The organism is Streptomyces sp. NPDC001903, from assembly GCF_042891345.1.
Lineage (GTDB): Bacteria > Actinomycetota > Actinomycetes > Streptomycetales > Streptomycetaceae > Streptomyces.
Map to the genome: position 1 here is coordinate 304,585 of NZ_JBIASZ010000010.1, position 13,336 is coordinate 317,920.

General features: G+C 71.2%; 10 protein-coding genes. 5 read left to right on the forward strand and 5 right to left on the reverse strand.

The genetic code is table 11. The features are described from left to right. Positions 1-226 precede the first annotated feature (226 nt). The 4 genes from ACFYZS_RS23525 to ACFYZS_RS23540 all read right to left on the reverse strand — a co-directional run bounded on the left by ACFYZS_RS23525 (position 227) and on the right by ACFYZS_RS23540 (position 4,974). A complete protein-coding gene (locus tag ACFYZS_RS23525) occupies positions 227-1,900 on the reverse strand; it encodes an alkaline phosphatase D family protein (protein WP_389015814.1) in 1,674 nt (557 codons plus the stop codon). A 108-nt stretch (positions 1,901-2,008) separates the two neighbouring features. Continuing rightward, positions 2,009-2,803, reverse strand: coding sequence for a thioredoxin domain-containing protein (locus ACFYZS_RS23530; protein ID WP_389015817.1), 795 nt, complete (start codon positions 2,801-2,803; stop codon positions 2,009-2,011). Positions 2,804-2,860: 57 nt separating this feature from the next. Beyond that, positions 2,861-3,550, reverse strand: coding sequence for a hypothetical protein (locus tag ACFYZS_RS23535; protein WP_389015820.1), 690 nt, complete (start codon positions 3,548-3,550; stop codon positions 2,861-2,863). 98 nt (positions 3,551-3,648) lie between these two features. Continuing rightward, positions 3,649-4,974 (reverse strand): DUF2252 domain-containing protein, encoded by a 1,326-nt coding sequence (locus tag ACFYZS_RS23540; protein ID WP_389015823.1) that lies wholly within the window; start codon positions 4,972-4,974, stop codon positions 3,649-3,651. 170 nt (positions 4,975-5,144) lie between these two features. Between ACFYZS_RS23540 and dnaE the strand changes: the two genes are divergently transcribed. Beyond that, entirely contained in the window at positions 5,145-8,687 is a 3,543-nt protein-coding gene (dnaE, locus tag ACFYZS_RS23545; protein ID WP_389015826.1) for a DNA polymerase III subunit alpha, read from the forward strand. A gap of 105 nt (positions 8,688-8,792) precedes the next feature. Here the strand turns inward: dnaE and ACFYZS_RS23550 are convergent, their stop codons facing one another. Next, on the reverse strand, positions 8,793-8,960 hold the full coding sequence (locus ACFYZS_RS23550; protein WP_182508677.1) for a hypothetical protein: 168 nt from the start codon (positions 8,958-8,960) through the stop codon (positions 8,793-8,795). Between the two features lie 232 nt (positions 8,961-9,192). Between ACFYZS_RS23550 and ACFYZS_RS23555 the strand changes: the two genes are divergently transcribed. The 4 genes from ACFYZS_RS23555 to ACFYZS_RS23570 all read left to right on the forward strand — a co-directional run bounded on the left by ACFYZS_RS23555 (position 9,193) and on the right by ACFYZS_RS23570 (position 13,200). Further along, positions 9,193-10,491 (forward strand): NYN domain-containing protein, encoded by a 1,299-nt coding sequence (locus ACFYZS_RS23555; protein ID WP_389015829.1) that lies wholly within the window; start codon positions 9,193-9,195, stop codon positions 10,489-10,491. A 109-nt stretch (positions 10,492-10,600) separates the two neighbouring features. Next, positions 10,601-11,599, forward strand: coding sequence for an ABC transporter ATP-binding protein (locus ACFYZS_RS23560; protein WP_389015884.1), 999 nt, complete (start codon positions 10,601-10,603; stop codon positions 11,597-11,599). A gap of 20 nt (positions 11,600-11,619) precedes the next feature. Continuing rightward, positions 11,620-12,471, forward strand: coding sequence for an ABC transporter permease (locus tag ACFYZS_RS23565; RefSeq protein ID WP_389015887.1), 852 nt, complete (start codon positions 11,620-11,622; stop codon positions 12,469-12,471). Positions 12,472-12,537: 66 nt separating this feature from the next. Continuing rightward, the gene (locus ACFYZS_RS23570) at positions 12,538-13,200 is read left to right on the forward strand and encodes a hypothetical protein (protein ID WP_389015832.1); all 663 of its coding nucleotides are present in this window, start codon (positions 12,538-12,540) and stop codon (positions 13,198-13,200) included. Positions 13,201-13,336: the final 136 nt, after the last annotated feature.

Here is a 13,336-nt window from a genome sequence, read left to right on the forward strand (position 1 = left end):
CGGCGGAGCATGGGGGATATGCGGGCGGAAGCGCGCACGTTGACTCCTCGCGAAGCGTGGTGGGGGGTGAGGGATTTCCTCACGCTGGCGCGAAGCTTATGTGTCCATGTCATGCACTGAGCAAGCCCTTTGAGTAAAAGATTTGTTGCTTCTGATGCCGAAGGGGCGCCTGGTCTGCACCAGACACCCCTTCGGGCAAGAGAATTGACGGACCGTCAATAAATGATCAGCCCACCGGCTGGTACGACCGCTCCACCTTCTGCGTGCCGTTCGCCGTGCGGTACGAACGGGACCACGCGGTGCTGGCGGCCGGATTCCGCTTGTCGGAGATCACGTAGTAGTCCATCTGCGAGCGCTCGGCCGTCACGTCCAGCACCCCGTAGCCGTGGGCGTCCATGTCCAGCCACTTCACGTGCCAGTTGGCGGCCTTGACCGCGGCTTCCGCTACGAGCGACGCGGTGTCCGCCGGCACGTGCAGGAGGTCGTCGATGTTGTCGGAGGTCACCGAGGTCACGACGAACTCGGTGGCCGCCGTGCCCGACCCCGGGTAGGTCGCCATGTTCATCGGGACCTCGTTCGCCCACGCCATGTGGATGTCGCCCGTGAGGAAGACCGTGTTCTTGATCTTCTGGTCCTTGAGGTGGTTCAGCAGCTCCTTGCGGTCGTCCGTGTAGCCGTCCCACTGGTCCACGTTGACCGCGAGGCCGCCCTCGGGCAGGCCCAGCAGCTTCGTCAGCGGCGCCAGCAGGTGCGCGGGCAGCGAGCCGAAGGCGACCGGCGAGATCATCACCGAGGTCCCGACCAGCTTCCAGGTCGCGTTCGAGCTCGCGAGGCCGGACTTGAGCCAGTCCAGCTGGGCGCGCCCGGTGATGGTGCGCTCCGGGTCGTCGACCGAGCCGCTGCCTATCTTGACCTGCTGGGAGCGGAAGGTGCGCAGGTCCAGCAGGTGCAGGTCGGCGAGGTTGCCGAAGCGCAGCCGCCGGTAGACGGTGCCGGCGGTGGAGGTGCGGACCGGCATCCACTCGAAGTACGCCTGCTTGGCGGCGGCGGCGCGGGCCGCCCAGTCGCCCTCGGCGCCCGGGGTGTGGTTCTCCGCGCCGCCCGACCAGGCGTCGTTGGCGAACTCGTGGTCGTCCCAGATCGCCACGATCGGGTGCGCGGCGTGCAGCGCCTGCAGGTCGGCGTCGGTCTTGTACGTGCCGTGCCGGGTCCGGTAGTCGGCGAGGGTGAGGATCTCGTGCTTCGGCTCGTGCGCGCGTACGACGTACTTCGCCTCGGGATAGGCCCCGTTCGCGTACTCGTAGATGTAGTCGCCGAGGTGCAGGATCGCGTGCAGGTCGGCGCGGGCGGCCAGGTGGCGGTAGGCCGAGAAGTACCCGGCCTCCCAGTTGGCGCAGGAGACCACGCCGAAGCGGACCCCGGGGGTGCTCGCGTCGTGGCCCGGGGCGGTCAGGGTGCGCCCGACCGGGGAGACGGAGCCGCCGGCGGTGAACCGGTAGAAGTACGGGGTCTGCGGTCGCAGACCGCGCACGTCCGCCTTGACCGTGTGGTCGGTGGCGGCGGTCGCCGTGACGGAGCCGCTCGCCGTGATCCGGGAGAAGGCCTTGTCCTCGGCGACCTCCCAGGTCACCTGGGTGGCCGGGCCGGCGCCGGAGCCGGGCACGGCCTCGGGGGTCGGGGTGACGCGGGTCCACAGCAGGATCCCGTCGGGCAGCGGGTCGCCGGAGGCGACGCCGTGCAGGAAGGCGGGCCCGTTCGAGGCAGCCGACGCGGGGGAGGCGCCCAGGGCGGCCGTCGCGAAGGGCGCGAGGGCGGCGGTGGCCGCGGCGGCCTTGACGACCGTACGGCGACGCGGAGTTGCCGCGGTGGGGGAGGGGAGATGACTGGTCACGGCCGGCATATTACTGACGGGTAAAGCCGCTGGTACACCCCTCGGAAAGCAACGGGCGGGCGAACTCTCGGAGTTCGCCCGCCCGTTCCCGTGCCCGGTGCTTCCCGGGTCGGCCGATCAGCCCGCGATGGCCTTGTCGACCTCGGCCGTGAACTCCTCCGGGGTCATCTTGATGTCGATCTTCTTGCCGCCCATCTTCAGCGACGGGGTGCCCGTCATGCCGCTCTTGTCGAACACCTTCGACATCTCGATGGCCCAGCGGTTGTACGTGCCGTCCTCGACGGCCTTCTTGAACTCGGCGTTGCCCTTGAGCGCCGGCACCTGGTCCGCGATCTTCAGCAGGTAGTCGTCCTTGCCGAACTTGTCGTCGCGCTCCTCCGGGTGGTTCTCCTTGGAGTACAGGGCGGTCTTGTACTCCAGGAACGCCTCGGGGCTGACGTTCAGCGCCGCGCCCAGCGCGCTCAGCGCGTTCTTCGCACCGGTGCCGCCCATGCCCTTGTCGAGGAAGGTGGCGCCGATGTACTGGATCTTGTACTTGCCGGCGTCGACGTCCTTCTTGATCTGCGGGCCCACGGCCTGCTCGAACTGGGAGCAGACCGGGCAGCGCGAGTCCTCGTAGATCTCCAGGGTCTTCTTGGCGTCCGCCTTGCCTATGACGACCGTGGTGCCGTTGTCGCCCGAGGTGTTCTTCGGGGCGACCAGCGTCGCATCGGCGGCCTTGTCCCACTCGCTCGGCTGGTTGGCCTGCACGACCGCGTAGCCGACGCCGCCGGCCAGCGCGAGGACGGCGACGACGGCGCCGGCCACCAGCACCTGGCGGCGCGCCTTGGCCTTCTTCGCCTGCTTCTCGCGCTCGGCGCGCAGCCGCTCGCGGGCCGCCGCCTTGTTCGCCTGGCTGTTGCGTGAACTCATGGTGATCTCCGTGGGGTGTGACTCAAGGAAAGGGGGGACTGCCGTACGCGGGGTGGGTCAGGCGCAGACGAGCGCGCCGCGTACGGGAGGTCCCCGGCGTCCCACGGAATGGGCGGGGAAGCGGGTACGGGCCCCCGCGCCCGGAAGGGCCGGGCGCGGCATGCGCCGCACCGGGCCGCGAGCGGCCGCCACGCGGGCGCCGGCCAGCAGCAGCGGCCGGAACGCGAAGGCGGCCACCGCGCGCAGCAGCTGGCCCAGCGCCCGCTCCCCGTGCCGCAGCCAGGCCGCGGCGAGCAGCCCGACCGAGACGTGGGCGCCGAGCAGCAGCCACGGGGTCCAGGGCCCGGGCGAGGCCAGCAGGGCCACCGCCTCGGGGACGGCTCCGGGCACATCGGCCAGCGGGCCGCCCAGCGGCGGGCCGCCGCACAGCTCGTCGAGGCCCAGCGCCCGCAGCGGCCCGGCGACGGGCCCGCCGGCCGGGCCGTAGCAGACGTGCTGCCCGGCGGTGAAGACCGTGTCGGCGGCCAGCTCCAGCGGAACCAGCAGCCCGGCGATGGGGCCGAAGCCCCGCTCGCGTCCGGCCAGCGCGTACGTGAGCAGGAACACGCCGGCGAAGGCCCCGGCCACGAGGGCGGGGGGCAGCGGGACGCGGGACATCAGGACGTGCGAGCCGGCCGAGAGCAGCACGACGAGGGCGCTGAACAGCGCGGCTCGCAGCCCCCTCGGTCCTGCCCTGGATATGTCCATCGCCGCGAGTCTGCCACGAGTCCCTGTGAAGAGGGGTCCCAGGTCCCGGAACGGCCGGTTCCTGTGGCCCTTCCCCGTCCCGCCCGGCGCCTGCCCGGTCAGTGCATGATGCGGCCGTTGCGGAACAGGTCCACGAAGATCTGGTGGTCGGCGCGCGCCCGGGCCCCGTACGCGTGCGCGAAGTCGACCAGGAGCTCCGCGAAGCCCTCCTCGTCGGCGGCGATCGCCGCGTCGATGGCCCGCTCGGTGGAGAACGGCACCAGCGAGTGCCCGCTCTCGGCCTCGTCGGCCGACGCGTGCATGGTCGCCGTCGCCCGGCCGAGGTCCGCGACGACGGCCGCGATCTCCTCCGGGTCGTCCAGGTCCGACCAGTCCAGGTCCACCGCGTACGGGGAGACCTCGGCCACCAGCTGGCCGGAGCCGTCCAGCTCGGTCCAGCCCAGCCAGGGGTCGGCGTGCGCCTGCAGGGCGCGCTGGGAGATCACCGTGCGGTGCCCCTCGTGCCGGAAGTAGTCCCGCACGGCCCGGTCGGTGATGTGCCGGGACACCGCGGGGGTCTGCGCCTGCTTGAGGTAGATCACGACGTCGTTCTCCAGGGCGTCGCTGTGCCCCTCCAGCAGGATGTTGTACGAGGGCAGGCCGGCCGAGCCGATCCCGACGCCGCGGCGGCCCACCACGTCCTTGACCCGGTAGGAGTCGGGCCGCACCAGGGACTCGTCGGGGAGGGTCTCCAGGTAGCCGTCGAAGGCGGCGAGCACCTTGTAGCGGGTGGCCGCGTCCAGCTCGATCGAGCCCCCGCCGGAGGTGAAGCGGCGCTCGTAGTCGCGGATCTCGGTCATCGAGTCCAGCAGGGAGAAGCGGGTGCGGGAGCGGGCCGAGCGCAGGGCGCCCAGCAGCGGGCCCTCGGCGGTGTCCAGGGTGAAGGAGGGCACTTCCTCGTTCTTGGCGCCGGTGGCCAGGCGGTGGATCCGCTCCCGGTAGGCCGCCGCGTACGTCCGCACCAGCTCGCTGATCTGCTCGTCGCTGAGCGCCTTGGTGTAGCCGATCAGGGCCACGGAGGCCGCGAACCGCTTGAGGTCCCAGGTGAAGGGGCCGACGTACGCCTCGTCGAAATCGTTGACGTTGAAGATCAGGCGGCCGTTGGCGTCCATGTACGTGCCGAAGTTCTCGGCGTGCAGGTCGCCGTGGATCCAGACCCGGCCGGTCCGCTCGTCCAGGTAAGGCCCGCCGTGCCGCTCGCGCTCCAGGTCGGCGTAGAAGAGGCAGGCCGTCCCGCGGTAGAAGGCGAAGGCCGAGGCCGCCATCTTGCGGAATTTGACCTGGAAGGCCGCGGGGTCGGCGGCGAGCAGCTCACCGAATGCGGTGTCGAACACATCGAGTATCTGCTCGGCGCGCTGCTCGTTCGTCGTCTCGGGGACCGCCATGGCGGGTGCCTCCTGGTGCACGGGCTGGTACAGGTTCTGACCGACTGGACGTCGGGTGGGTCGTCCTGGTTCTGCAACGCCCGACCGTACCCGTCCGTGCCCGGGATCTGTCACTCCCGGGACGTAGGATTCATAGCTGCCGCCGCCCCCACCGTCAGGAGCCACCCGCCGTGACCAAGCCGCCGTTCACGCACCTGCACGTCCACACCCAGTACTCGCTGCTGGACGGTGCCGCGCGGCTGAAGGACATGTTCAACGCGTGCAACGAGATGGGCATGACGCACATCGCCATGTCCGACCACGGCAACCTGCACGGCGCGTACGACTTCTTCCACACCGCCCAGAAGGCCGGTGTCACGCCGATCATCGGCATCGAGGCGTACGTGGCTCCCGAGTCCCGGCGCAACAAGCGGCGCATCCAGTGGGGCCAGCCCCACCAGAAGCGCGACGACGTCTCCGGTTCCGGTGGCTACACCCACAAGACGATCTGGGCGGCGAACGCCACCGGGCTGAACAACCTCTTCCGGCTGTCCTCCGACGCCTACGCCGAGGGCTGGCTCACGAAGTGGCCGCGCATGGACAAGGAGACCATCTCCAAGTGGTCCGAGGGGCTCATCGCCTCCACCGGCTGCCCCTCCGGCGAGCTGCAGACGCGCCTTCGCCTCGGCCAGTTCGACGAGGCCCTGAAGTCGGCCGCCGAGTACCAGGACATCTTCGGCAAGGACCGGTACTTCCTGGAGCTGATGGACCACGGCATCGAGATCGAGCGCCGGGTCCGCGACGGGCTGCTGGAGATCGGCAAGAAGCTCGGCATCCCGCCGCTGGTCACGAACGACTCGCACTACACGTACGCCAGCGAGGCCGGCGCCCACGACGCCCTGCTCTGCATCCAGACCGGCAAGAACCTCTCGGACCCGGACCGCTTCCGCTTCGACGGCACCGGCTACTACCTGAAGTCCACCGACGAGATGTACGCCATCGACTCCTCGGACGCCTGGCAGGAGGGCTGCGCCAACACGAAGCTGGTCGCGGACCAGATCGACACCGAGGGCATGTTCAAGTTCCGGAACCTGATGCCGAAGTTCGACATCCCGGAGGGCCACACCGAGGTCAGCTGGTTCCGCGAGGAGACCATGCGCGGCATGCACCGCCGCTACCCCGGAGGCATCCCGGACGACCGGATGAAGCAGGCCGAGTACGAGATGGACACGATCATCTCGATGGGCTTCCCCGGCTACTTCCTCGTGGTCGCCGACTTCATCATGTGGGCCAAGAACCAGGGCATCGCGGTGGGTCCGGGCCGAGGCTCCGCGGCCGGCTCGATCGTCGCGTACGCCATGGGCATCACCGACCTCGACCCGCTCACCCACGGCCTGATCTTCGAGCGGTTCCTGAACCCCGAGCGCGTCTCCATGCCCGATGTCGACATCGACTTCGACGAGCGTCGGCGCGTCGAGGTGATCCGGTACGTGACCGAGAAGTACGGCGCCGACAAGGTCGCCATGATCGGCACGTACGGCACCATCAAGGCCAAGAACGCGATCAAGGACTCCGCCCGCGTCCTGGGCTACCCCTACGCCATGGGCGACCGGCTCACCAAGGCCATGCCCGCCGACGTCCTCGGCAAGGGCATCCCGCTCTCCGGCATCCTCGACCCCTCGCACCCCCGCTACGGCGAGGCCGGCGAGATCCGCGGGATGTACGAGAACGAGCCGGACGTGAAGAAGGTCATCGACACCGCGCGCGGTGTGGAGGGCCTGGTCCGCCAGATGGGCGTGCACGCCGCAGGCGTGATCATGTCCAGCGAGACGATCACCGACCACGTGCCCGTCTGGGTGCGGCACACCGACGGCGTCACCATCACCCAGTGGGACTACCCGAGCTGCGAGTCGCTCGGCCTGCTGAAGATGGACTTCCTGGGCCTGCGCAACCTCACGATCATGGACGACGCCGTCAAGATGGTGAAGGCCAACAAGGGGATCGACATCGATCTCCTGGCCCTGCCGCTCGACGACCCCAAGACCTTCGAACTGCTCGGCCGCGGTGACACCCTCGGCGTCTTCCAGTTCGACGGCGGGCCCATGCGCTCCCTGCTGCGCCTGATGAAGCCCGACAACTTCGAGGACATCTCCGCCGTCTCGGCCCTGTACCGGCCGGGCCCGATGGGCATGAACTCGCACACGAACTACGCCCTGCGCAAGAACAAGCAGCAGGAGATCACCCCGATCCACCCGGAGCTGGAGGGGCCGCTCGAAGAGGTGCTCGCGGTCACCTACGGCCTGATCGTCTACCAGGAGCAGGTCCAGAAGGCCGCCCAGATCATCGCCGGGTACTCGCTCGGCGAGGCCGACATCCTGCGCCGCGTGATGGGCAAGAAGAAGCCCGAGGAGCTGGCGAAGAACTTCGTCATCTTCGAGGAGGGCGCCAAGAAGAAGGGCTTCAGCGACCAGGCGATCAAGGCCCTCTGGGACGTCCTGGTCCCCTTCGCCGGCTACGCCTTCAACAAGGCGCACTCGGCCGCGTACGGCCTGGTCTCCTACTGGACCGCCTACCTCAAGGCGAACTTCCCGGCCGAGTACATGGCCGGCCTGCTCACCTCGGTCAAGGACGACAAGGACAAGTCCGCGATCTACCTGAACGAGTGCCGGCGCATGGGCATCAAGGTGCTCCCGCCGAACGTCAACGAGTCCGAGCCGAACTTCGCCGCCCAGGGCGACGACGTGATCCTCTTCGGCCTCACCGCCGTGCGCAACGTCGGCCAGAACGTCGTCGAGTCGATCATCAAGACCAGGAAGGCCAAGGGGAAGTACTCCTCCTTCCCCGACTTCCTGGACAAGGTCGAGGCCGTCGTCTGCAACAAGCGCACCGTCGAGTCGCTGATCAAGGCCGGCGCCTTCGACGAGATGGGCCACACCCGCAAGGGCCTGGTCGCCCACCACGAGTCGATGATCGACAACGTGGTCGCGGTCAAGCGCAAGGAGGCCGAGGGACAGTTCGACCTCTTCGGCGGAATGGGTGACGAGGGCGCGAGCGACGAGCCCGGCTTCGGACTCGACGTCGAGTTCTCCGACGTGGAGTGGGAGAAGTCCTACCTGCTCGCCCAGGAGCGCGAGATGCTCGGCCTGTACGTCTCCGACCACCCGCTCTTCGGTCTGGAGCACGTCCTCTCCGACAAGACCGACGCCGGCATCTCCCAGCTGACCGGCGGAGAGCACTCCGACGGCGCCGTCGTCACCATCGGCGGCATCATCTCGGGCCTCCAGCGCAAGATGACCAAGCAGGGCAACGCCTGGGCCATCGCCACCGTCGAGGACCTCGCCGGATCCATCGAGTGCATGTTCTTCCCCGCGACGTACCAGCTCGTCTCCACGCAGCTGGTCGAGGACACCGTCGTCTTCGTCAAGGGACGCCTCGACAAGCGGGAGGACGTCCCCCGGCTCGTCGCGATGGAGATGATGGTCCCCGACCTCTCCTCCGCCGGGACGAACGCCCCCGTCGTCCTCACCATCCCGACGGTCAAGGTCACTCCTCCGATGGTCACCCGGTTGGGCGAGATCCTTCGGCACCACAAGGGCAACACCGAGGTCCGCATCAAGCTCCAGGGGCCGCGCTCCACCACCGTGCTGCGCCTGGACCGGCACCGGGTGCAGCCCGACCCCGCGCTCTTCGGCGACCTCAAGGTGCTCCTCGGGCCGTCCTGTCTGGCCGGATAACGCCGGTCGCGGGGCCCTCGCACGGGCCCGCGCCCGTAGCCCAACGTGAAGAGGGGCGCGCCCAGAGCTCTGGGCGCGCCCTCGTGCGTGGTGCTCGCGGAGGCGTCAGTTGTGGCCGAACTTCTTCTGCTTGCCCTTGCGAGCCATGTCCATCGGACTCGGGGAGCCGCCCGAGGGCTCGGACACCGATTCCGTCGAGCTCTTCGACGGATCCTGTGCCGACGAGCGGGGCTGCTGCTTCTGTTCGTGCTGGCGGTTCTTGTTCTTGGCCATGGTGGAGCCTCCGTGAGGGTCTAGGGGCCAGGACCGCCTTCACCCTCACACGGTGCCACAAACCGCGCATTTTGGATCTTTACTGCGTGTAGTCGGCCGCCCGCCCTCCCGGTGCCGCAGAAAGATCCGCCACGCCGATGATCGAGTTCCGGCCGTCAACACCCTTGCGGTCGGGCAGACTCGGGGAACCCGCGACAAACACAGAGGATCCCCAGGGAAGAGGGTGGTACGCGTGGACCGCTGCGTCGTCCTGGTGGACGCCGGCTATCTGCTGGGCGCCGCCGCCAGTCTTCTCGCCGGGGAGCCCTCCCGCTCCCGCATCACCGTGGACCATGCCGCCCTCATCCAGGGACTGCGCGAGCGCGCCCAGGCCGACACCGAACAGCCCCTGCTGCGCATCTACTGGTTCGACGGCGCACCCGACCGGGTCCCCCAGCCCGAGCACCGGCGGCTGCGCGTCATGCCCCGCGTCACCGTCCGCCTCGGCGCCCTGACGCGCAGCGACGGCCGCTGGGCGCAGAAGGGCGTGGACGCCGCCATGCACGCCGAGCTCACCGAGCTGGCCCGCAACCGCGCCTGCTCCGACGTCGTACTCGTCACGGGTGACGGGGACCTGCTGCCCGGCCTGATGTCCGCCAAGGAACACGGGGTCGCCGTCCACCTGTGGGCCGTCCAGGCCGCCGACGGCGACTACAACCAGTCCGAGGACCTCGTCGCCGAGGCCGACGAGCGCCGCGTCCTGGACCGGGCCTGGATCACCCGGGCCGTCCGCGCCAAGGACCTCGCCGGACTGTGCGCGCCGCCGCCCGCCCCGCGTCCCGAGATCGCCGCCATCCTCTCCGCCCCGCTGCCCGAGGCGGCCCTCGCCGAGGCCGCCCGCAGCGCCGGCGCCAACGGAACCGCCGCCCCGGCCCCCGCCGAACCCGAGGGGAACGGCACCCCCGTGCCCGCGCCGGCCGCCGGGGGCAGGGCCGTACCCACGCCCAAGGACCTGGCCGGCTCGCTCCGCGCCCCCGGCCAGCAGCCCGGCCCCGCCGGCCAGGGCCACGGCAGCGCGCAGCCCCCGGCCGGCAGCGCCCTGCGCTGGTCCTCCGACAAGGGCTGGATCGACCGGGCCGGACCGCTGGGCGAGCCCGCCGAGACCGCCTCCCTGCCCACCCTCGCCCAGCTCACCAGCGCCGAGCAGCGCTGGGCGGACCGCGAAGAGGACATCACCACCGTCGGCGGCGACCCCTTCGAGGTCGGCCAGGTGTTCGCCCGGCGCTGGATGGAACGCCTCCCGGAAACCGTCCACCTGCAGAAACTCGCCACGATGTACCCGCGGATCCCGCACCGCATCGACGGCGAGCTGCTGCGCTACGCGGCCCGCTTCGGGCTGCTCGCGCACAAGGACGACCAGATCGACGAGCACGACCGCTACGCCATCCGCGCCGGGTTCTGGCGCGAGATCGACGTCCGCGCGGCCGCCGAGCACGTGGCCGGCACCCCCTCCGCCGTCCCTGCGGGGCCGACGCCGCCGGGGGCCGAGTGACACCGCCGGACACGGCGTCCAAGGCACCTCCCGGCGGCGGCCGGACGAAAGCCGCGTAGGCTGCTCCCTCGTGAGTACGGGCACAGCAGCAGCACAACCGAACACGGCAGTGGCCGCGGACGCGGCTTCGGACGTGGTCTGCGCGGTGCGTGACCTGGTCAAGACGTATCCCGCGGTGCGGGGCCGGCGCGGGGCTCCCGCGCTGCCCGAGACCCGGGCCACCGACGGGATCTGCCTGGACGTCCGGCGCGGCGAGATCTTCGGCCTGCTCGGCCCCAACGGCGCCGGCAAGTCCACCCTCGTCCGCCAGCTCACCGGCCTGATGCGGCCCGACTCCGGCTCGGTGCACCTGCTCGGCCACGACCTGGTGCGCCACCCCGAGCGGGCGGCCCGGCTGCTCGCCTACCTGGGGCAGGAATCCACCGCCCTCGACGAGCTCACGGTGGCGCTGGCCGCCGAGACCACGGGACGGCTGCGCGGGCTCGACGTCCGCTCGGCGCGCGCCGAGCGGGACGCCGTACTGGAGGAACTCGGGCTGACCGCGATCGCGGGCCGGCCCCTGAAGAAGCTCTCCGGCGGGCAGCGGCGCCTGGCCTGCTTCGCCGCCGCGCTGGTCGGACAGCGGCCGGTGCTCGTCCTCGACGAGCCCACCACCGGCATGGACCCGGTCGCCCGGCGGGCCGTGTGGGCGGCCGTGGACCGGCGGCGCGCCCAGCACGGGGCCACCGTCCTGCTCGTCACGCACAACGTCATCGAGGCCGAGACCGTCCTGGACCGGGTCGCCGTCATCGACCAGGGCCGGGTCATCGCCTGCGATTCCCCGGCCGGACTCAAGGCCCGGGTCTCCGGCGAGGTCCGGCTCGAGCTGGTGTGGCGCGAGCGCGCTCCGCTGGAGGTACCCGAGGTCGCGCGGCTCCACGCGGACGCAGCCGAGTCGGGACGCCGGTGGGTGCTGCGACTGGCACCGGAGGAGGCGCGGGCCGCGGTGGCCGCCGTCACCGGGGGCCCGGCCTTCGCCGCCCTCGACGACTTCACCCTCGCCACCCCCAGCCTGGAAGACGTGTACCTGGCCCTCGGCGGCAGGACGAAGGGACTGGTGAAGTCGTGAGCGACCGCTTGACGGGGACCGTGGTGCCCGCCGCCGCGACCGGGGCCGCGCACGGCGCGGGACCGGACGGCGCCGGCGCCGTCCGCGCGACGGACCCGCGGCAGCCCGCTCTCCGGCCGGCGCCGCTGGCACCGCAGGCGCGGCTGCTGCCCGCGCTGGCCGCCGTGTACCGGGCGCAGTTGTCCCGGGCCCGGGTGTCCCGGATCCCGCTGCTCTTCGTGGCCACCTTCCAGTCCGTCGGGATCATGATCCTGATGCGGGGCGTGGTGGACGGGGGCTCGGAGGCCCGGGCCGTCGTCGCCGGCTCGTCCGTCCTGGTCGTCGCCTTCGTCGCGCTGAACCTGCTCGCGCAGTACTTCGGGCAGCTGCGGGCCAGCGGCGGGCTCGACCACTACGCCACGCTGCCCGTGCCGCCCGCCTCGGTGGTGCTGGGCGCGGCCGCCGCCTACGCCTCCTTCACGCTGCCGGGCACGCTGGTGACGGCGGTGTTCGGATGCCTGCTGTTCGGGCTGCCGATGAGCGGGCTGTGGATCCTGGCCGCGGTCGTCCCGCTGGCCGGGGCCGCGCTGGCCGGGCTGGGCGCGGCGCTCGGGCTGCTGGCGCCGCGGCAGGAGCTGGCGACGCTGGCCGGGCAGCTCGGCATGTCGGCGGCGCTGCTGCTGGGGGTGCTGCCGCCGGAGCGGATGCCGGACGTGATCGTGTGGGCGCGGGACCTGCTGCCGTCGACGTACGGGGTGGAGGCGTTCGCGCGCACCTTCGCCCCGCATCCGGACTGGGCGGCGGTCGGGCTGGACCTCGGGGTGTGCGGGGCGGTGGGGGTGCTCTCGCTGGCCGTCGCGACGTGGGCGTACCGGCGGGCGGCCGTTCGCTGAAGCGGCCGGTCGCGGGAGGGCGGTCCTGCTGATGTCGACGCCGCCGGCACCTGGCACGATGTGGGGGTGACCGAAGCCGTGACCACGCCCTCCCCGCACGAACCGCCGCTGCCGCCCGAGAAGCCGGGCCGCTCCGCCGGGGGCATCACCCCGGCGGACATCCGCGACGGGGCCGCCGCGGCCCTGGTGATCGGGGTGGCCGGTGTGCTGCTCGGAGTGCTGTGGGCTTGGCTGGCGCCGAAGGCCCAGTACGTCTCGAACGGCGAGGCCGTCTTCCTGAAGAACTCCGAGAGCGAGGCCCGGATCGGGGCCGACGGGACGTTCTTCCTGCTGTCGCTGGGCTTCGGCGTGCTGAGCGCGGTGCTCGTGTTCCTGTGGCGGCGCCGGGGCGGTGTCCCGCTGGTGATCGGACTGGTGGTCGGATCCTGCTTCGCCTCGCTGGTCGGATGGCGGATGGGGCTGTGGCTGGGGCCGTCCTCGGACGTGGCCGCCGCCGCGGTGAAGGCGGGCAAGGGGGTGGCCTTCGACGCGCCGCTGCAGCTGTTGGCGCAGGGGGTGCTGCTGGTCTGGCCGATGGTCGCCGTGGCCCTCCACCTCGGCCTGACGGCCCTGTGGACCCCGCACGACCCGGAGCCGTCCGAGGAGGACCCCGCGTGGGCCGTGTACCCCCCGGCCCACGTCCACTCGACCCCGTCGGACCCGTCCGCACCGGAGCCTCCGCGAGCCTGACCGCCGGACCGGACCGGTCCCCGCCCGACACCCCCTGGGGCGTGTCGTCAAAGTCCCTTCTGGCCGGCGGGGTCTGGCACGCGCGCTCGCGGCGTTGTCGTCGGTCGACGACGCGAGCGTCGCCTCTCTCCTCCGC

Coding starts and splice junctions, on each gene's coding strand:
- ACFYZS_RS23550 (WP_182508677.1), bottom strand. CDS start 8,960: ATGGCCAAGAACAAGAACCGCCAGCACGAACAGAAGCAGCAGCCCCGC.
- ACFYZS_RS23535 (WP_389015820.1), bottom strand. CDS start 3,550: ATGGACATATCCAGGGCAGGACCGAGGGGGCTGCGAGCCGCGCTGTTC.
- ACFYZS_RS23540 (WP_389015823.1), bottom strand. CDS start 4,974: ATGGCGGTCCCCGAGACGACGAACGAGCAGCGCGCCGAGCAGATACTC.
- ACFYZS_RS23525 (WP_389015814.1), bottom strand. CDS start 1,900: ATGCCGGCCGTGACCAGTCATCTCCCCTCCCCCACCGCGGCAACTCCG.
- ACFYZS_RS23530 (WP_389015817.1), bottom strand. CDS start 2,803: ATGAGTTCACGCAACAGCCAGGCGAACAAGGCGGCGGCCCGCGAGCGG.